Origin of the sequence: Lachnoclostridium sp. Marseille-P6806, from assembly GCF_964238185.1 — a bacterium.
GTDB lineage: Bacteria > Bacillota > Clostridia > Lachnospirales > Lachnospiraceae > Brotaphodocola.
In genome coordinates, this window is sequence record NZ_CAXSLG010000005.1 from 113513 (window position 1) to 132127 (window position 18615).

At 49.3% G+C, this 18615-nt stretch carries 13 protein-coding genes and 1 pseudogene; 1 reads left to right on the forward strand and 13 read right to left on the reverse strand.

The features are described from left to right. Positions 1-230: 230 nt before the first annotated feature. The 3 genes from ACESON_RS07995 to ACESON_RS08005 all read right to left on the reverse strand — a co-directional run bounded on the left by ACESON_RS07995 (position 231) and on the right by ACESON_RS08005 (position 7688). Positions 231-605 (reverse strand): TnpV protein, encoded by a 375-nt coding sequence (locus tag ACESON_RS07995; RefSeq protein WP_001129922.1) that lies wholly within the window; start codon positions 603-605, stop codon positions 231-233. Beyond that, complete coding sequence (locus ACESON_RS08000; RefSeq protein WP_373109306.1) at positions 586-6555, reverse strand: SNF2-related protein; 5970 nt, start codon at positions 6553-6555, stop codon at positions 586-588. Before ACESON_RS08000 ends, ACESON_RS07995 begins: the two co-directional genes overlap by 20 nt. Before the next feature lie 776 nt (positions 6556-7331). Next, positions 7332-7688: a TnpV protein gene (locus ACESON_RS08005; protein WP_117502907.1), complete on the reverse strand. Its 357-nt coding sequence runs from the start codon at positions 7686-7688 to the stop codon at positions 7332-7334. Here ACESON_RS08005 and ACESON_RS08010 point away from each other — a divergent pair. Next, the gene (locus ACESON_RS08010) at positions 7675-8442 is read left to right on the forward strand and encodes a hypothetical protein (RefSeq protein ID WP_278849486.1); all 768 of its coding nucleotides are present in this window, start codon (positions 7675-7677) and stop codon (positions 8440-8442) included. The genes ACESON_RS08005 and ACESON_RS08010 overlap by 14 nt on opposite strands. A gap of 96 nt (positions 8443-8538) precedes the next feature. On the opposite strand, the gene ACESON_RS08015 is transcribed toward ACESON_RS08010, so the two are convergent. From ACESON_RS08015 to ACESON_RS08060, 10 genes and pseudogenes are all read right to left on the reverse strand, one after another. Then, positions 8539-8754 (reverse strand): transposon-transfer assisting family protein, encoded by a 216-nt coding sequence (locus ACESON_RS08015; RefSeq protein ID WP_154041810.1) that lies wholly within the window; start codon positions 8752-8754, stop codon positions 8539-8541. 1 nt (position 8755) lies between these two features. Then, on the reverse strand, positions 8756-12010 hold the full coding sequence (locus ACESON_RS08020) for an LPD16 domain-containing protein (RefSeq protein ID WP_278849482.1): 3255 nt from the start codon (positions 12008-12010) through the stop codon (positions 8756-8758). Between the two features lie 6 nt (positions 12011-12016). Further along, complete coding sequence (locus ACESON_RS08025; protein ID WP_118596745.1) at positions 12017-12295, reverse strand: immunoglobulin; 279 nt, start codon at positions 12293-12295, stop codon at positions 12017-12019. Continuing rightward, a pseudogene (locus ACESON_RS08030) lies at positions 12292-12987 on the reverse strand (DNA topoisomerase); the annotation flags it as partial. The gene ACESON_RS08025 and the pseudogene ACESON_RS08030, both read right to left, overlap by 4 nt. A 32-nt stretch (positions 12988-13019) precedes the next feature. Then, complete coding sequence (locus ACESON_RS08035; RefSeq protein ID WP_054330662.1) at positions 13020-13217, reverse strand: hypothetical protein; 198 nt, start codon at positions 13215-13217, stop codon at positions 13020-13022. Positions 13218-13465: 248 nt separating this feature from the next. Then, positions 13466-14842 (reverse strand): virulence-associated E family protein, encoded by a 1377-nt coding sequence (locus tag ACESON_RS08040; protein WP_202215607.1) that lies wholly within the window; start codon positions 14840-14842, stop codon positions 13466-13468. After that, complete coding sequence (locus ACESON_RS08045; protein WP_373109173.1) at positions 14754-15392, reverse strand: CHC2 zinc finger domain-containing protein; 639 nt, start codon at positions 15390-15392, stop codon at positions 14754-14756. The genes ACESON_RS08040 and ACESON_RS08045 overlap by 89 nt, the downstream gene beginning before the upstream one ends. Before the next feature lie 134 nt (positions 15393-15526). Continuing rightward, entirely contained in the window at positions 15527-16036 is a 510-nt protein-coding gene (locus ACESON_RS08050; RefSeq protein ID WP_373109174.1) for a hypothetical protein, read from the reverse strand. A gap of 146 nt (positions 16037-16182) precedes the next feature. Further along, entirely contained in the window at positions 16183-17415 is a 1233-nt protein-coding gene (locus ACESON_RS08055) for a serine/arginine repetitive matrix protein 2 (protein WP_373109175.1), read from the reverse strand. Between the two features lie 409 nt (positions 17416-17824). Continuing rightward, positions 17825-18598, reverse strand: coding sequence for a DUF6560 family protein (locus tag ACESON_RS08060; protein WP_373109177.1), 774 nt, complete (start codon positions 18596-18598; stop codon positions 17825-17827). Positions 18599-18615: the final 17 nt, after the last annotated feature.

Genomic DNA, 18615 nt, shown 5'->3' on the forward strand with positions numbered 1-18615 from the left:
TATTCTTAAACTGGGTACAAAAAACTAAGCCCCATATTAAAAGTGAAACGGGACTGCTACTTTTTGTTCCCACTATCAAATTGACAGTTTATTTAAGAATACCTTGCCGCATATTTATTAACTCCTTGTATAATACTGAATCTAATTATATTCCTTAACCCTTTATTTGTCAAGCTGACAAACTAAAGCAGAAAAAGCGGCAGGATTTCCCCCTGCCACTAATCATCTGTTTATGCAAAAATAATTTCCTTTTCCACAATCTCCCTCGCACAAGCCCTTATGTTATTGAGGCATCCTGTCCATTCTAAGGCGTTTTCTGCCTTTAGCTGTTCCGTTATGCCCTGTGCCTGTTTCATACCCTCTATGAGCCTTTCAAAGCGTTCCTGTGCCTGTCTGTTGATGTCGGCAAGGTAGGCGTTTAGCCTGCCGCTTGTAAGAAGATTGGTGTATGTAACTTTACGGTACTGTTTTAGATAATCTAAATGCCGTTGCCCCCAGATGCCTATTGCCTGTTCTTCTTCGGCGGGTACAGTTAAGCACGGTATCAAATAATCCCCTTGCCTTTCGTATTTGCCGCCCAGTTCCTCAAATAATGATTTTGCCATTGTCTGTTACCTCCACATTCTTTTTTATTTTGAATGTCCGCAAAATCCGTCCTACATCTCCCGGTCTCCACGGACAGTCCAGGTCATGAAGTGCCACCAGACGGTCCTGCACATTGGTGCCTGCGCCCATCTTGGTGGTGCTGCCCATAAGTACACGCACCTGACCGGTACGAACTTTGGAGAACAGCTCTTTTTTCCGTACTTCGGTGTTGGCTTCATGGATAAAAGCGATCTGGTCGGCAGGCATCCCCTGGGCAATGAGTTTCTGACGAATATCGTCATATACCGTAAAGACCGGTTCCTGCTCCGGCAGAGGCACAGCGCCTTCCAGTGCGTGAAGCAGTGGATTATCCAGCGTTTTCGCCGCCTTGCTTGCAGGAGCTTTTGCCTGCGGGGTAGAAATGTCGCAGAATACCAGCTGGGTCAGCTTGTCAGCTTCGCCATCCCGCCAGATCTGCATGATGTTGTCTACGCACTGATTGACCTTTGTGCCGGGTTCGTCCGGCAGCATCTGGTTGACGCTCCTCTGGTCTAGCCCCAGCTTGCGGCCATCCGAGGTAATCTTGAGCATATTGTCCTGGGACGGGTCAACGGTTCCGCTGTGTACCAGCGATGCGCGTTCCGAAAGGGCCTTGACCATTTCCTGCTGATGTTCGGTAGGCTGCGCCACGATGTTGTGGTATTCCACTTCCGGGGTAGGCAGATTTAGCTGGTCGGCAGTCTTAATGTCGGCCACTTCTTTGAACAGGTTCATCAGCTCCGGCAGGTTAAAGAACTTACTGAATCTCGTTCTTGCCCGGTAGCCGGTGCCTTCCGGTGCCAGCTCCAATGCTGTGACAGTCTCCCCAAATCGGGAAGCCCAACAGTCGAAGTGGGTCATGTCCAGCTCTTGCAAGCGTTCATACTGAAGGTAACGCTGCATGGTGTAAAGCTCGGTCATGGAGTTGCTGACCGGTGTGCCGGTGGCAAAAATCACGCCACGGTTTCCGGTAATCTCATCCATATAGCGGCACTTGGCAAACATATCGGAGGATTTCTGCGCGTCCGATGTGGAAAGACCAGCCACATTCCGCATTTTTGTGTATAGAAACAGGTTTTTATAGTTGTGGGCCTCGTCCACAAACAAACGGTCCACACCCAGCTGCTCGAAGGTTACCACATCGTCTTTTCGCCCCTCGGCTTGCAGCTTTTCCAGTCTGGCTTCCAGAGACTTTCTGGTACGCTCCAGCTGCTTGACGGTAAAACGCTCACCGCCGCTGGCCTGCACCTCTGCGATGCCCTCGGTGATCTCGTCGATCTGCTCATAGATAAGCCGTTCCTGACGCTCCCGGCTGATGGGGATACGCTCAAACTGGCTGTGTCCCATGATGATGGCGTCGTAGTCACCGGTCGCAATACGGGCGCAGAACTTCTTGCGGTTATGGGTCTCAAATTCCTTTTTGGTGGTAACTAAGATGTTGGCGGAAGGATAGAGGCGCAGAAACTCCGACGCCCACTGCTCGGTCAGGTGGTTTGGAACCACAAAAAGAGATTTCTGGCACAAACCCAGGCGTTTGGCTTCCATAGCAGCGGCCACCATCTCAAAGGTTTTGCCCGCGCCCACCTCATGTGCCAGCAGGGTGTTTCCGCCATACAGCACATGGGCGATAGCGCTTTTCTGGTGTTCCCGCAGGGTAATGGCTGGGTTCATGCCGCCAAAAGTGATATGGCTGCCATCATACTCGCGGGGACGGGTAGAGTTCATTTCTTCGTTGTACTGGCGCACCAAAGTCTGGCGGCGCTCCGGGTCTCTCCAGATCCAGTCCTTAAAGGCTTCCCTGATAGCCTGCTGTTTTTGGGCAGCCAGGGTGGTCTCCTTGGCGTTCAGCACGCGGCGCTCTTTTCCGTCTGCGTCCTCTATGGTGTCATAGATACGGACATCCCGCAGGTTCAGGCTGTCCTCCAAAATCTTATAGGCATTGGCGCGGCTGGTCCCGTAGGTGGTATAAGCTGCCACATCGTTGTAGGATACAGAAGATTTTCCCTTGATCTGCCATTCAGCGGTAAAGGACGAATAGTTGACCTCGATGCTGCGCTGGAGATAAAACGGAGTGTTGAAGGTCTCGTACATAAACTGCTGGATATATTCCTTGTCGATCCAGGTAGCGCCCAGACGCACCTCGATCTCCGACGCATCCAGGTCTTTGGGCTGGGCGGCGGTAAGAGCTTCCACATTGACTGCATAAGCCGGGTCCTGCTGTGCCGCCCGCTGCGCCTGACGCAGTTTGCGGCGTACATTGCCGGAAAGGTATTCATCAGCTGTCACATAATGGGGTGTGCCGTCTTTCTCCAACTGTCCCGGTACACGGAAGATCACCCCTTGCAGTTCTCCGGCCAGTTCTTCTTTTGTTTTTCCGGTAAGCTGGCTCATATAACCCATATCCACGCAGGCTTTTTCCGAGATAGACACCGCCAGCGCTTCACTTGCCGTATCCACCACAGCCACCGCCTGATGGGGCTTGATGGTCCGTTTGGTGAACATATCCGCCTTGCGCTCCAGCTTTCCGTCCTCGTCGATGACTTCCAGCGCACAGAGCAGGTAATAGGAAGAATCATCTGCATAGGCCAGACGGTTTGCACGGTCATTGATGAGACCGTATTTGGCAGAAAAGCTGTCATAGAGCCGGTTCAGCTCTGCCTGTTTCTCCTGAATAGCGCTGTCCGGGACAGCTGCGTCCATCTGAAGGTCGATCAGTTCCTGCACACAATCACGCAGTCCCACAAGACCTTTCACGCGGGCTTCTGCGGTGGCGTTGAGGTCAGGGCGCACCATACGGCTGTTTTCCCGGTAGTACACCTGCCCGTCTACAATGGCATAGGAATAGTTCTTCACATTGGGGTCGGCAGGAATGGAGGTGTCAATAGCTTCGCCTTCGCCCAGCTCCGGCAGCTCTGCCTCCTGATAAGTGCCATGAATATACTTCACCGCATCATGCAGCTGGTCGGAAAGCTCCAGTCCCTCGATAGGGTTCACGGTGTAGTCCATGCCATGAGCAGTGCTTACCGGCTCCTGTCTGCCCAGCACCATTTCCGGGTGGTCGATAAAATACCGGTTGATGGCAAACCCGTCCTCCGTCTGTCCGGTCTGGGTCCATTCCGGAACGATGTCCAGCGGGCGGTCCCGCTTTTGGAGGAAAATGATGTCCGATACCACCTCGGCACCGGCATTCTTTTTGAACGCGTCATTAGGTAGACGGATAGCTCCCAGCAGCTCGGCACGCTGGGCAAGATAGCGGCGCACGGTGGAATCCTTGGCGTCCATGGTATAGCGGGAAGTCACAAAAGCCACCACACCGCCGGGACGCACCTGGTCGAGTGCTTTGGCGAAAAAGTAGTTGTGAATACTAAAATTCAGCTTGCTGTAGGCTTTGTCGTTGACCTGATACTGACCAAAAGGTACATTGCCGATGGCAAGGTCATAGAAGTCACGCCTGTCGGTAGTCTCAAAGCCGCCTACTGTGATGTCCGCCTTGGGATAGAGTTGCTTTGCGATGCACCCGGAAACATGGTCCAGCTCCACGCCGTACAGACGGCTGTTTCGCATTTCCTCCGGCAGCATACCGAAGAAATTGCCCACACCCATAGACGGCTCCAGAATATTTCCGGTCTCAAATCCCATACGGCCCACCGCTTCATAGATGGCCTGAATGACCGTAGGGCTGGTGTAATGAGCATTGAGGGTGGAGCTTCTGGCGGCGGCATATTCCTCCGGAGTCAGCAGCTCTTTCAGCTGGGCATACTCGGAAGCCCATGCCGTTTTTTCCGGGTCAAAGGCGTCGGCAAGACCGCCCCAGCCCACATAGCGGGATAGGACTTCCTGCTGTTCCGGCGTTGCCTGTCCGGTGGTTTCCTCCAGGTATTTCAGCAGCTTGATTGCTTCGATATTGGCCTGGAACTTGGCTTTCGGACCACCTTCTCCCAAATGCTCATCGGTAATACGGAAGTTCTGTGCATTTCGGCGCAGGTTTGCCTTGTATTCCTCATAGGAGGCTTCCTCGGCAGCTTTGGCATTGGGGAAGGTCTGCCACTGTCCATTGACCTGAATGGAAACCGGATGTTCGTCCAGCACTTCCTCAAAGGTTTTCTCCGGCTCAGTCACAGGTGCTGGCGGCTCCGGCTCCTCGATATGCAGCCGTTCCACCACCACATCATAAGGCAGATTGTTCTTGTCTCCCGGATAGACGGCCACGGTCTCGGAGTGGAAGGCCGGGGATTTGACAGACGGTTGGGGCTGTTCCTGTCCAAAGCCATCCAGCTGACGGGCATACATCCCGCGCAGCAAAGGCGCAACCTCATCCCAGCGAAAATACAGCACAGCCAGACGCTTTTCCTCTGCGTCCAGGACTTCCAGCTCCATGCCCTGTGCCGTGGTGCGGTAATCGGCAATATCGCCGGTCTCCAGATTCAGCGTCTCGATCTCATGGGGATAGGCTCTACTCAGCCAGTAAGCGATCTCACTGTTGCTCCTGCCGGATTGCAGCAGCGTGGAAATCTGCTGTTTATCCGCTTCATCCATCAGTCCATGGGCCAATACATCCCGCAGGTCCTGATCTGCATTGTCCGGGTCAATGGGAAGAAACTCAGTATAGTAAGCATTGCGGCGGTCTGCCCGAAGCAACTGCTCGAACTGTTCTTTGCGCTCTGCCCGGTAGATGGGATATACCATACCGGTGGGCAGAAGCTGTACGGTGTCATCCCGCAGCTCGGTGATCTGATAGGCGTCATCCTCGATATACACGGTATCGCCCACGGCATAGACCGGGGCGGCAGGGTCATAGGAGGTTCTTTGCGGAGTTGGGCAGCGAACTGCATCATATTCCTCATCGGAAATGGAAACTTCGGAAGTCTGCTCTGTCTCGGCAGCTGCAATCTGCTCTGCATCCGACATCACCCGCTGGATAAACGGGTCATTCTCCAGTTTTTCCGGGTCTGCCACCTGTCCGTTGACGATTCCTCTTTCCCCCAGAGCTTCCCGGATGGCGATTGGGTCGATGTCGTCAAAACGGTCCTGTTCTTCTTCGGTATAGAACCGGTCCTCCTGAATGAGCTGGGCAATCCGGCGCTGTACCTTCGGCCAGGGCAGCTGCGTTTCCTCCGGGCTGCCGGCACGGACAACGAACAGGCTGTTACTGCCGCCGTATTCCTGAGCCAGCCATGCAGCGGTATCTTTCTCTCTTGCATGGTCTTTCATGTAGCGGACGACAGCGTGTTTACTCTCAATATTGCCGTTCCATGCACAAAGGGCAGTATCAATATCTTCCTGAGAAAGAGGGCGCAGAAGTTCATGGAGCTTTGGATAGGTTTCGTCGATCACTTCCCGGTGCAGACGCTGGCGGAACTCCGGTATATCAGAATAAAGGCGGATCAGCTCCATATCCTTAGAACCAAGGACCGCACGGCGCACAGCGGCATTGCCCTCGATGACAGCATTTTCACAGTCAGAATGACCGCAGGCATTGCGGTATGCGGCATCCTCGGAAATGGCGGCAGTTACCACAGGCTTATACTGCTCAAACTGCTCCCGAAGGGTAGGCTTTGGCGTTTCTTCCTCCACCTCCGGCTGCTGGGCTTGGATGGCATCTTCTTCGGCCAGTTCCTTTTCAGCCTGGATTTTGTCATACTGCGCCTGTTCCTGTTCGGTAAGATAGCGGCCTTTCTGAACAAGAGAGGTAATGCGCTTGGCAACATTTTCCCAGTTCAAGTGAACATCTGGGCAGTCCTGCTTTTTATAGTGCAGTCCTTTTCCGTCGTGATCTTCGCCGCTGTGTGTTGCGCCAGACAGGGCATGAGAGCGTCCGCCAATGCCATACTCGTCTTTGAGGAATCTCACTTTTTCCTTATCCGTATGGTTTTCCATGAAGAAAGTATAGATACGGCCTTTTCCTCCGGCAAAACTGCTGCCGCCGGTCATGGCGGCGTCGATCTCATCCTCGGTAATGAAGTGCTGGACGGTTGGCACTTGAGAAAGGTCCGAAGAAAAAGTCCTGTGGGGCAGGTCAAGGTCTTTCAGGTTCTCCCAGATTTCCCTTGGCCTATGGTAGTGAAAGCGCAACAGGTCACGATCCTGCTGATAGGCAGTCCAGAAGGCGGCGTATTCTTCCTTGAGGGTCTGACGGAAGGCCGGGTCATTCAGCTGCTCCGTCAGACGGCGGGTCTCCTCCGGGAACCCATTGCCTTTGATCTCTGACAGGCAGGACAAATATCTGGCTTCTCTGGCGTCCTCGCTGAGATCGTGATACAGATACCAGAGCTTTTCTGAAAGGAGGGAGCGTTCATAGCCTGCCGCTTCTGCAAGCTCCACATTGGAGGCAAACTGGCCGCTCTCCAAAAGCTCCCCGATACGCTCTGCGGCGCTCTCCCAGGAAATGACCTGGGCAGACCTATCATAACGGACAGACTTCCCATGAGAAAGATGGATACCATCCTCGGCATACCATGCGCTCACACTGCCAAGGCCGTTGCCGCCGTGGTACAGCGTTTTCAGTATCTCGGCAATCTCAGCGGTGGTTTTCTGCTTTTCAAAGGCTGCAACCACACGCTCCCTCTGGCGGTCTGTATTGCCGCCCAAACGCAGCACATGGTCAATATCATTTTGGGCAAAAGAAAAAGCAGAGGATGTATGCGCTACATTCTCTGCTTCATCTATGGATTGGATCTGTTCTGCTTCGGAGAGGAACAGGTTTAGGGTCAGCTGTTGATAAGCTCCGCCATCAGGATCTCCTCGGCTTGGGCTTTGCAGGTGTTCATCAGCCCCACCCACTTCATGGGATCGCTGGCTTTCAGTTCCTCGGTGGCTCCCGCTTCCTTCGCCAGCTGGGGTATCATCTGCTCCAGTCTGTTCTGGGCGGTCTCGTCGATCTCCAGAAGGTGCGGGTACAGCTTCTCGCTCAGCAACATCTGGTTGTAGAGGATGGGACGGTGTTCCTTCAGGTAGGTTTTCCTCATCCTGCCGTACTTGCCCAGGGGTTTCTCCGGCTGCTGGCTCAGCTTCAGGTCGGGAATCAGATAGTCTCCGTTCTGGATATAGGTCATGGGATTGTTCATCTTGTTTGCTCCTTTCTTGGTTGGCTTCGCGCTCTGCATTTCGGACGGTGACGCCGATCTGCCGCAGCACCTGCTGGTTGATCTGGCTGACCGCTGTTCCCAGCGCCCCGATGGTGGACGGGGTGTTGAAATCAAAGATCGCCATAAAATCTTCGTGGTCGAAGTAGCGTTCCGGCTCCAGTCCGCAGCGGGACATCAAAGCGTAAGTGATGCTGACGGTGGCGGCTGCCTTGAACTGCACTCCGATGTTATACTCATCATATTCCTCCAAAAAGGAACCGTCAACGATATAGAAGAAGTCCTGCTGATGCTCCGTCCAGTATTCCTCAGCCAGTTTTCCGGCTACCTCAGTGAGCTGTCCGGCAAGGTCATCACCGGAAACATCATAGGTGCGCTCCAGCATGGCCTGCACGGAATCCAGATGGCGCTCCTCCAGCTGCCACAGCCAGGGAGTGCGGGAATGTTCACGGGTTCCGGTGTCGGAAATGTCAAAAACATAGCGAAGGCGAGGTCTGTCCCCGGAATCGTCCACCAGAGCGATTCCCTTGGAACCGCGCCTTACATAGCGGCCCATCTTTTCATTCCACAAATCGTACTCTGCACAGGCGGTGGCGTCCGGTCGCTGGGCATAGATCATCAACTGCTCATGGAACGGGTACTTGTAAAGGCGGGAAGCAGTGGTGAGAAACCCTGCCCATTCCTGCCAGCTCCCCGTGAGCTGTGTTGCCACCTTGTCCGCCATCTGTGCATATAGTTCAGCTTTGGTTGGCATGGTGTTCTGTCCTCCTTTCGGTTTTGGGGTAAAGAGGTGGGGTGGCAATTTGCCACCCCATCCCTGCGGTTATGGTGTTTACTGGTCAAAATCCGGATACAGCTCCAACTGGGCAAAGTCCTCATCGGTCATCGCACAGAGCTTCGTAAGGGCGCTGTCGGTCAGCTCCCTCAGTTCCGTTTCCTCCGGTGATAGCTCGCCGCGCATCTCACGCAGGCTGTCGATCAATCCGGTGCGGTTGCCGGTATTGTAAATGCACATCAGGTTCATTTCCTCAAAAGTAAAGTTTCCCATATCAAATCTCCCTTTCCACGCTCTTTTTTTGCGCTGTCTTTTTGTGTTCTGCTTTGGGCTGGCTTTTCAGCTGATCCACAACGGACTTTTTCTTTTCCCGTTCCTCCCGATGAACGGCATCAGCCAAGTCCATCAGGGAAATGGGCTGACCGCTTCGGGCCTGCTGTTCCAGCTCTGCCACCGTAAGCTCTTTTGCGCCATTGTTGATGATACCGTCAATCATGCCGTAATCGTCCTCTACGGCCATCTCCGCATTTTTCAGCGGATTTTCCGGCAGGAATCCGGAAATCTGGGTAAAACCACTGCTGTCACAGTAATGACAGGATACCTTACCGTCCTGCTTGATCGCAACGATGTCGCTGACGCTCATGGAAGGATGGTGGTAGTCTGCCGGATGATCGTTGTTGAACTGATGATAAAGCTGTTCAACAGCGGCCTGCGGAGACTTGCAGGGTTCCAACGGCGCAGTATAGACCAGATCATAGTTTTCACGCTTTACCGTCTGTCCAATGGAGTGAAGCCAGTCCATCCCTTCATAGCGAATGTCACGCAATTCATCGGTATGCTTTACCTGATAGATGGCAAAGCAATCTCTGTTCTGGGAGAGAAATGCCTGTTCTCGTTCCTGCTGATGTTCCTGACGCTCCATGACCTTTTCATGGAACTGAGGGCTTTTCTCCCATTCCTCACGGTCCACACCGCAAAGACCGCCATGCTCCATGATCTCCTGTGGGTCAAACACCATGCTCTCCGTATTGTCCTCATGCAGCACATAGACAGTCAAACCGGCGGCATCCAGTTCCAGCGCCCGTTCTCTGGTAACAGGGAGCATCCCATCATAGGTGTAGCCGTATTCCTGCATATCCGGTGTAGAGACCTGCTCATCCGGCATGGGGTATTCATCCAGTGCCTGCTCCTGTGCCTCCGGCAGCTGGACAGAAGTGTTTTCCTGCTTGACCTCTTCCTGCATCTGCTGATAGGCCGCTTCCTGCAAGGTCTCGATCATAGACAACGGTGCGTATTTTACCGAGTCTTTGCCCAAATCGTTGTCATCACAAATCTGAAGAACTGCCTTCATGCGGGAAAGCTCCGGCATATCCAGCTGACCGCCATCCAGCTCTTTCATGGATGCAACATCGTAAAGGGTGTAGTCCCAGCCGCTGTCACAGGGCTGGATATGAAGATAGGTGGCATCGTCGATCAGAAACAAAGCCTCCTGCTGGTTGGCATCCGCCCCCAGCACCTCCATTTCCGGCATGGCCGCAGCCAGTTCCTTTACCGCTTTCTGTACCAGCGGATTGTCACGGTAATAGTCGATTGCCTGGATGGTATCCAGGTCAATGGTCTGCCCGGTCAAAATCGGAAACGGTCCTTCATAGTCGCTTCCGTCTTTCAGCTCAAAACCAATTCCTTTGATCCCGTTCATTCGCTCTGCCGGAATTTCCTGATAAATGCGAACCGCTTCCTCCAAAGACAGGTTATCGTGGTATTCTCCGAGGTTTGGAAACTCCATGCACTCTGCTACATAGTAGGTTAGATTGCCGGTCGGCTGCTCTATCGGGGCGGTTTCCGGCTCTGCCTTTGCATTGGGGTCAATTCCACGCTCTTTGCAGATTTCCTTATAGTGGCGCTCAATGTCGGAGATCAAAGTGCCGGAGGTTTTGTTGATGGTCTCCAAACTGGCTCTCAGCTCTTTCAGTTCCTTGCCCTGACTCCAACTGGCAATATAGCCAAAGCTGTTTTCTCCTGTCTCAATTCCAAAATATTTGCAGACTGCATAGGAGATGCTTTCAGCCTCCACTTCTTCCGTGTGACGGTTTTTGATTGCCTGTTTTTCTGCGGTTGCATCTTCCTCAACTGCAAGACGCCATTCAAACTGATTTTCGTCCACATAGCGCCAATCCATATCAGAAGCAAACTGTTCGGCTTCTTTTTCTGTGGCAAAATCCAGCTTGAAATCATGCTTGGTTCCACCTTCACTCTCCAGCACAACCTTCCATGACGGTAGCATTTCATATTTTTTAGGGTCATGGAGCTTGCTGTGAGCAATCTCGTGAACCGTGGCCGAAACCGTCTGCACCTCGCTCATGCCCTGACGAATGGCAATTTTCTGATGATCAGCAGAAAAATAGCCGTCCGTATCGGCGACCATTGCTTCAAAAGTAATCGGTACCGGTGCACTGCGGCGCAGGGCCTCCATGAATGCCTCATAATTTGGCACATTGCCGGAAAGGGAGGAAGCAAGCTCCGGCAAAGGTTTCCCGTCGGTCTGACTCACATCAAAGACCTTGACAGGGCGAAACATGGGAATCTCGATTTCTTTTTCCTCTGTGACGATCTTTCCGTCTTTATCCAGAATCGGAGCCTTGGTATCTGGGTCCAGCTTCTGCTCCTCGATTTTCTTCTTGTACGGTGTTGGGGCGATGATGGTAATGCCATGCTCGCCCTTTTTTACATGACGCTCAAACTGGTCTTTCCACTTATTGTATCCGGCTACCAAAGTGGCGTCCGGCTTCTGCATATAGATGAGCATAGTGTTGTTTACCGAATAGCGGTGAAATCGGGACATGACGGACAGATAACGCATATACTTTTCGCTTTCAAACAATTCTTTGATACCCTGCTCGATGCCATCTGTGATTTCCCTTAGCCGTTCTCGATTGGTGGGTTTGTTCTCAGCCATGATTTTCAATCTCCTTTCCAAGTGTGTGATTTCTGCTGTGTGTTCCGCAATCCATGCCTTTTGTTCTTCTTCACTTTCATAAAGGAAAAGGTCCAGCAGGTACTCTACATAGGCTTTCTTCTGGATTGCTTCCACAAAGCGGGGGTGCGGTTCTTCCTCCAGTGTCCTGGGAGAACGGTCGGCTTCCCATTTTTTCAGCAGATAGTAGTAATCGGACAGTACGCGGTAACAGCGCTGTCGATCCTCCCGAAACTTCTGTGCCTCGGTTTTTTGCCGGACATATCTCCTGCGGGGCGGGGCCTGACTGTCATAGATCAGGCCAAAATCCTGTGCCAGTTTCTCTGCCGCTTCTTTTGGGGAGAGGTTAAAGAGCTTTGCGATAAAGTCGATCACATCCCCATCTGCACCACAGCCAAAGCAGTGGAACCGCTGGTCTACCTTCATGCTGGGGTTCTTATCATCGTGAAAGGGACAGCAGGCCATGCCAGTTCGACTGACTTTTATCCCGTAAAACTCTGCCGCTTCTCTGGTGCTGACCGACTGCTTGACCGCTTCAAATACATTCTCTGCCATGTGCCTTTAACTGCCGGACTTTCTCACAGGGGGCTGGTATCCGGCGGCTTTCGCCCGTTCACTGGCAGCTTTGCGACGCTCGGCGCTGTATGGCTCCCGGACTGATACACACCGCTTGGGGACGGTAAAGTTATGGGCGTCCTTTCGGGTGATCTGGTCGGGGTGCTTTTTTGCCAGCAGTTCCAGCTTCTCCATCAGACGGGGATCGTGGGTGTAGACCTCAGCCATTGGTTCTGCCTGGTTATAGAGGAGAATGGTTTCCCGTTCCACTAAAGAGAGCTTCATCGACTGCCTCCTTTCCGCTGGTCAAATTCCAGCTTGAAGTTGGCATACTGTCCATCGTCCTCCAAAACCACAGTGGCATCGTAGGTCTTGCCGGTTTTCTCCGAATATAGCCCCGTCACACGGACACAGCCATCGTTCAGCAGCGCAGACACCACAGCTTTGGTCGGCTGTTTTTTCTTGGCAGCCCACCATTTGTTGTTTTTCCAGATTGCAAATTTACAAGAATCATTCTGACAGAAGAAGCCTTTTTGCAGTTCTGCCACTTCACCGCCGCAGCGAGGGCATTTGCCCACCACCTCGTGGGGCGGAGTGAACAGGTACTCAGTTCCCTTGATGACCTGATAAGTTCCCACCAGGTCTCCCAGCATAGTGCTGATCCCGTCCAGAAACTCCTCCGGGGCAAGCTGCCCGCGCTCGATCTCGCCCAGGCGGTACTCCCACTCGGCAGTCAAAAGCGGCGATTGCAGCTGTTCCGGCAGAACGGTGATCAGGGAGACTGCATCGTGGGAAGGGAGAAGCTGCACCGTTTTCCTGCTCTTTTTTCGTTCCAGAAAACCGGCAGATACCAGCTTTTCCAAAATACCGGCACGGGTGGCCGGTGTCCCCAGACCTTTTCTCTCGGCATCCTCCGGCATATCCTCTTTTCCGGCAGTCTCCATCGCGGACAATAGGGTGTCCTCTGAAAGCTTTTGTCAAGGGGGTGCGTGGATATTTTTCATATTATTTACGCAGATTCTCTCTCTGCTTCTGCCTGAATAATGCGTTTCAATCTGTCCTCAGCAGTCAAACCGCTACTATGGTCAAAAAACACTTTGACTTTATAATTTGTTTTGCCTTGCTTAATCACAAAAACTCCATCCGGTTTGTTTTTCTCCGAATGGTTATTTTGGGTGGGTAGTGTACTGTTCATAATATTTGTCATACGATAATCCTCCTTGAATGAAAAAAGCCCGACAAGGAAAGGTCTGACAACGAAGTTCCGACAACGGACATCAGAAAACCTTTTTTCTTTATCGGGCGATACTATCTTTTTACTATTTCCTTTTTCTTTATAATATTGGTTGTCATGGTTGTCAGAAAGGGAAAAGTGCCGCAATATCAAGGCTTTCGGGATTTTTGCCCGACAACCAGACCGACAACCGGCTCGACAACCGAAGCGACAACGGACTTTTATTTTTGCTTTAACCATTCTTCCGGAAGCCCTAACTGTTCCATTTCCTCTGTCGGGATTTCCTGAAAACCATCCATGCTGTTGTCAGGCTCGTTGTCGTTCCTGATACGCTCCCAGCCCTTTTGTCGGCGGTAAGGCTCTGGAAAATATCTCGGATTGCTGAACGCCCTCCAGCCTGTGACAGCGTTATTCATAATGTCGTTGATCTCTCGCAGCTCCCATTGTTTCGGTTCGTCATAATCATGCCCCAGTGCTTCCTTATAAAGCTGTTTGGAACAGACCATGCTGCCGGAATAGCGTTCCAGATAGTCTAAAATCTGTCCTGCCTTTGTGTCCTCTGGCATAAAATCCTTTTGGTGGGCTTTCAGATAATCGTTCATAGCCGGACTGAATCTCAGACGGAAATTGCCGCTTCTGTAAATCTCCATAGCTTCTGCCCACATCTGATTGATATACTCTCTGGAAGCCTGCTCATCCGCCAAAATATGAACCTCAGCCCTTTCAGGATAGACCATAACCGGAACGAAGCGGCGGTTGCCTGTTCGGTCAAGGGGAAGAAAGTCAAGGGTATTAGAAGAACCTCCAAACACACATTGTCGTTTTCTGTCTGCCGGATGTGTTTCATAGGGTATCTTATAGGTTTCCTTTTGGCGGCTCAGAAAGGACTTGATTTCTTCAATGCTCTTAGCGTTGGCGGTTGCAATCATTTCCGACATTTCAATAATCCAATGCCCCTGCATTTTGCGGTACACATTTTCATCATCCAGCTTTTTCAAGTCATCAGAGAACCAATCATCATTGACCGCAAGCAAACGGAAGAAAGAGGACTTTCCGGCTCCCTGACCGCCTACAAGACAGAGCATTACCTCAAATTTACACCCCGGCTTAAAGGCTCGTGAGATAGCACCCAGCAGAAACAACTTCAATGCTTCATAGGTGTAATCATCTGTATCAGAACCGAGAAAGCGGTGCAGACAGAAGCGTATGCGTTCTGTTCCGTCCCATTGCAGGGCATTGAGAAAATCACAGACAGGGTGGTAACGGTTTTCATTGGCAATAACCGCAACTGCGTCTATGATTTTCTTCTCTACGGTCAATCCATAGTTTTCTTCAAAATATAGGAGCAGATATTTCACATCCACATCTGTCAATGTCGGGCTATCACGATACCAGCCGAGGGGCTTCACAATATCGATTCTTTCGGTCAGAAGATTTTTTCGGATAGCCCCTTTCAAAAGTGGATCATATTGCAGAACACGCTTATAATTTGCGGCAGTATTATAAACCTTACCTTTCTCGCTCTGCTCTAAGCTGTTTCGGATTTCTTCTACTGTGCATGGTTCTGTCTGCTGACAGTTCTGCAATTCGCTGTTCAAGTTTCAACACCTCCTTTCTCTGTTCTGCCACAAGTGCTTTTCGTTCCTCCAATGAACCATACAGAAGAATATCAAGCAGATATTCGATATAGTTCTTCTTATGCAGTGCTTCTGCAAACAAGGGATTCCATTCCTCATCCGGCTGTTTAGGAGCGTATTTCTTTTCCCATTCTCTAAGAAGATGAAAATAATCCGTCAGCACCTTGTAGCAATGATTTTCTCCTTTTTGATACTTCTGTTCCGGTGTCGGCTCACGAATACGAGGGCGGACACTGGGCTTTTGTCGGCTGTCATAGTTAAGACCAAAATCTTCAGCAAGTTTGACAGCAGCTTCCCTCAGCCCGATACCGAATATCTTCGCAGTCAGATCAACAGCGTCTCCGGTTGCTCCGCAGCCAAAACAGTAATAGCGTTCATCCAGCTTCATACTGGGGGACTTATCCGAGTGAAACGGACAGCACGCCATACCTGTGCGACCCACTTTCAAGCCATAGGCTTCTGCGGCTTGTCGGGCAGTAACATTTTCTTTTACAACTTCAAATACATTCATGTGACTCCTTTCCTGAAACGAAAAAAGCACCTGTCATTTTCAAAACGAAAATAGCAAGTGCCTTAAAGTTCCATATTCAATTTTAGGTGCAAAAAAGCAGGAGACCTTTTCAGATTTCCTGCTTAGTAAAACTCTTATTTTTCTATAATTTCTATATTTTCACATCGTTCCTGAAGCATTTTTAATAGTTCTTCAGAATAGCGCACAGAAAATAATATCCTCTTGTCCGAAGATAAAACATTGATATAATTACCCAATTTTTCATAAAACGCTTCCGATAATGACCTATTAGGACGAACATAAGGTTCTCCTATTACAATATATTTTGCTTCTTTATAAAAAATTTTTTTCCTATATCCAGAAGCTTCATGACGCAGCACATAAGTATCTTCAAATTTTACCCAATATGATTTTTCTATTGTATGTCCCAAAAAAGGTATCCCTAAAAATATAACTATCCAAAGAATACCAAGCAACATTCCTGTAAATAATGGATTGTCAGTGCTTAAACTCATGACAATGAAAGCAACGAAAAAAAATAACATTTGGATAGAATAGGTAATCATAAATACCTTATCTATAAATAATCCCTTTTCCCAAAACTCTTTTATAGATTGCTTTTCCCAAAATAAATAATGCTTCATATTTATTCCTCATCTCAGTTTCCATAATTATAATTCCCAAAAATATACTGTGTTCATTATACTTCATCAACCTAAAGAATGGAAGATTTTTTTTGCCTCCCAAAGCAAAAGCACCTGTCATTTTCAAAGCGAAAACAGCAAGTGCCTTAGAGTTCCATATCCTGTTTTTTGCTTTTCGCCGGAAGTGTCCGGCTGACTTCACGCTCTGCTATTTCTTTCTTTTTGCGGCTCAACTGCTCTATAATGGAACTTTTGGCTTTCTTCTTGATTTGCTCCGTTCCGGCTTTTTTGACCTCCGGTTTCATCAGCGTGGTTTGAATTTTCTGAATGGTTGATTTCATAGCGTTTGTGATTCTGGCAATCACGCCATCCAATCGTTTCACTGCATACTCAACTTCTTTCTTTGAAGCCTTACGCTCAGGGGAGAGAACCCATGCCTTAGACTGCTCCACCAGCTTAATATCCTCCTTGTGCGTTTCCAGTTTCACAGTATCAGCAACGACCTCAACCGCCTTGTCATAAGCAATATCGGCAACCTCGTCCACCAGAGCTTCCACATCTTCAATCTTCATGGTGAGTTCTTCCAGCTTTTGCTCCTGTGCTGCCAGTTGCTCCTTTTGCTTGAAAAGAATATAGTCCTGTTTTTCCAGATATGCACGACCACCATATTCCGGTTCTTCTTCCAGTTGTAAGCCATGCTTTTTCGCCACATCAAACAGCAGCACTCGGCAAGCCGAATCGAAAGTCATCTTGCGATTATTTTTTCTTCCGACAGGCTTCTCCGGTTCCGGCAGTTCAAACCCCAGTGCTTCCAAAGCCTTTTCCTGTTGTGGGGCAATCTCCCCATATTGATTTTCACAGTCGAACACATGACGCTCGTGAATATGAGGGGTGCTTTCATCCAAGTGCAGCGCCCAATTCAGGATATGGACATGAGAGCCGAAACGCTCATTTATGATTCCCATAAATTCTGTGACGATCTCAATGAGCAGTTCCGGCGGAACATGATTGTCAAGCGTTCCAATCTGATAGACCGTTTCCTCTGGACAGGTCTTTTTGCTTTTGAGCAAATCTCCGGTTTCCTTATTTCTTTCAGGGTGTCGGTTCTTCACATTTCTTTCGTTTTGTCCGGTTACAAAATCACGATACCTCTGACGATAAAAAAGATGTTCCACATCTTCAAAAGTGGCAGACAGCTCATTTTCCTTTTCGGGATTTTTGAAATTGCGGAAGCCATTGTAACAGTCCCAATAGAGATTTTGTTTGGCTCGTTCTTCGTCAATGTGTTCGCTGTTGGCAATGTCAAAACTGCGGTCATTGTGCTTCGGATTATAAACGCCATTCTTTCCGGCTCGTCCATTGTGCCTTGTTAATTTCACATGAGTTCCTCCTTTTCTTTTTGATTTCCCCGACAGGGGAGAAGGGCAGCGAAGCTGATTCCTTGCGGCTTTCTGCGTCAAGTAATACCCAGTACTAAGTGGCGAAACGCCACTTAACTGGGCAAGGCTGCCGCCCTTGACCTGCACAGGGGTATTGCATTCCCTGTACCCATGCACAAAGGGTTGCACCCTCTGTACTCCCGCCCGAACAAACTGACTTCGCCCCGTCCCAAGCTCTGTCAGTTCCTTCGGTTTTACAAAACAGTCCACCGGACTATTTTGCAAAAAGAAAAACCGACGCATGATCGCTTTACGCTCAATACATCGGTTTCTTCATCTGACCTTGACAGTCATATTCAGTTGTGGCAGATTACAGGTAATCTACAAATAGATGAACATAAATTCTAAATTACTTAGATTTATTTTTCATTTTTACGGAAAATTCATAGCTCCACACTGGAATGTGCAGTCGGTTCATTTGTGCTATAAACAACGAAAATTCCATATTATCATCAAATGTAAATATCCTTTTCTCTCCTATATAGACACGAAATGCCCCGCTTTTTTTATAGACACCTTTCGTTATATCTTTGAAATTATATTTTCTTACACGACCAAATGTAGAACGATAAGTGATTTCCATATTGTCTACTTCAATCCTCCATAGTCCAATATTTAAAATCCCCAAAATTCCAGTTAATAAAAATATTAACGATATAGAATGTACCCATAGTTCTGCTTTCTCTAAAATAGCAAAAATTTCGAAAGCACCACAAATTATGCTACCAATAATAAAAACATAAAGTAAAAAACTATCACTTTTTATAATATAACTATTAGAAACTCTATTTTGATTTTGAACCTGTTTATTATGCTTTTTTTTAGCAATATATCCTAAAACACCTGTTACAGAAGCTATCGGAATAATAGAACCACTTATTTTAATAAATGTAGCTCTCGATTGAGTATCTGCTATAAAAAAAATGAACAATAAATATCCAAACACAAAAACACAGACATAAACAAACTTAATTAACAGTTTGCACTTTTCTACAAAAATAGTAGTTTTCTTCTTGTACTTGATATATTTGATAAAAAATGAACTAAGTTCAAATAACATAGGTATTCCTATGAAGAAAAGATAACTTCCAAAAACATCATATAAACTAATTAAGAATTGCATCTTATCCCTCCTACACT

Bases quoted from the DNA above. Each gene is read 5' to 3' on its own strand.
- ACESON_RS07995 (WP_001129922.1), bottom strand. From the start codon at position 605: ATGGCAAAATCATTATTTGAGGAACTGGGCGGCAAATACGAAAGGCAA.
- ACESON_RS08000 (WP_373109306.1), bottom strand. From the start codon at position 6,555: ATGACCGGCGGCAGCAGTTTTGCCGGAGGAAAAGGCCGTATCTATACT.
- ACESON_RS08010 (WP_278849486.1), top strand. From the start codon at position 7,675: ATGGGATTGTTCATCTTGTTTGCTCCTTTCTTGGTTGGCTTCGCGCTC.
- ACESON_RS08005 (WP_117502907.1), bottom strand. From the start codon at position 7,688: ATGAACAATCCCATGACCTATATCCAGAACGGAGACTATCTGATTCCC.
- ACESON_RS08035 (WP_054330662.1), bottom strand. From the start codon at position 13,217: ATGACAAATATTATGAACAGTACACTACCCACCCAAAATAACCATTCG.
- ACESON_RS08050 (WP_373109174.1), bottom strand. From the start codon at position 16,036: ATGAAGCATTATTTATTTTGGGAAAAGCAATCTATAAAAGAGTTTTGG.
- ACESON_RS08015 (WP_154041810.1), bottom strand. From the start codon at position 8,754: ATGGGAAACTTTACTTTTGAGGAAATGAACCTGATGTGCATTTACAAT.
- ACESON_RS08045 (WP_373109173.1), bottom strand. From the start codon at position 15,392: ATGAATGTATTTGAAGTTGTAAAAGAAAATGTTACTGCCCGACAAGCC.
- ACESON_RS08020 (WP_278849482.1), bottom strand. From the start codon at position 12,010: ATGGCAGAGAATGTATTTGAAGCGGTCAAGCAGTCGGTCAGCACCAGA.
- ACESON_RS08025 (WP_118596745.1), bottom strand. From the start codon at position 12,295: ATGAAGCTCTCTTTAGTGGAACGGGAAACCATTCTCCTCTATAACCAG.
- ACESON_RS08060 (WP_373109177.1), bottom strand. From the start codon at position 18,598: ATGCAATTCTTAATTAGTTTATATGATGTTTTTGGAAGTTATCTTTTC.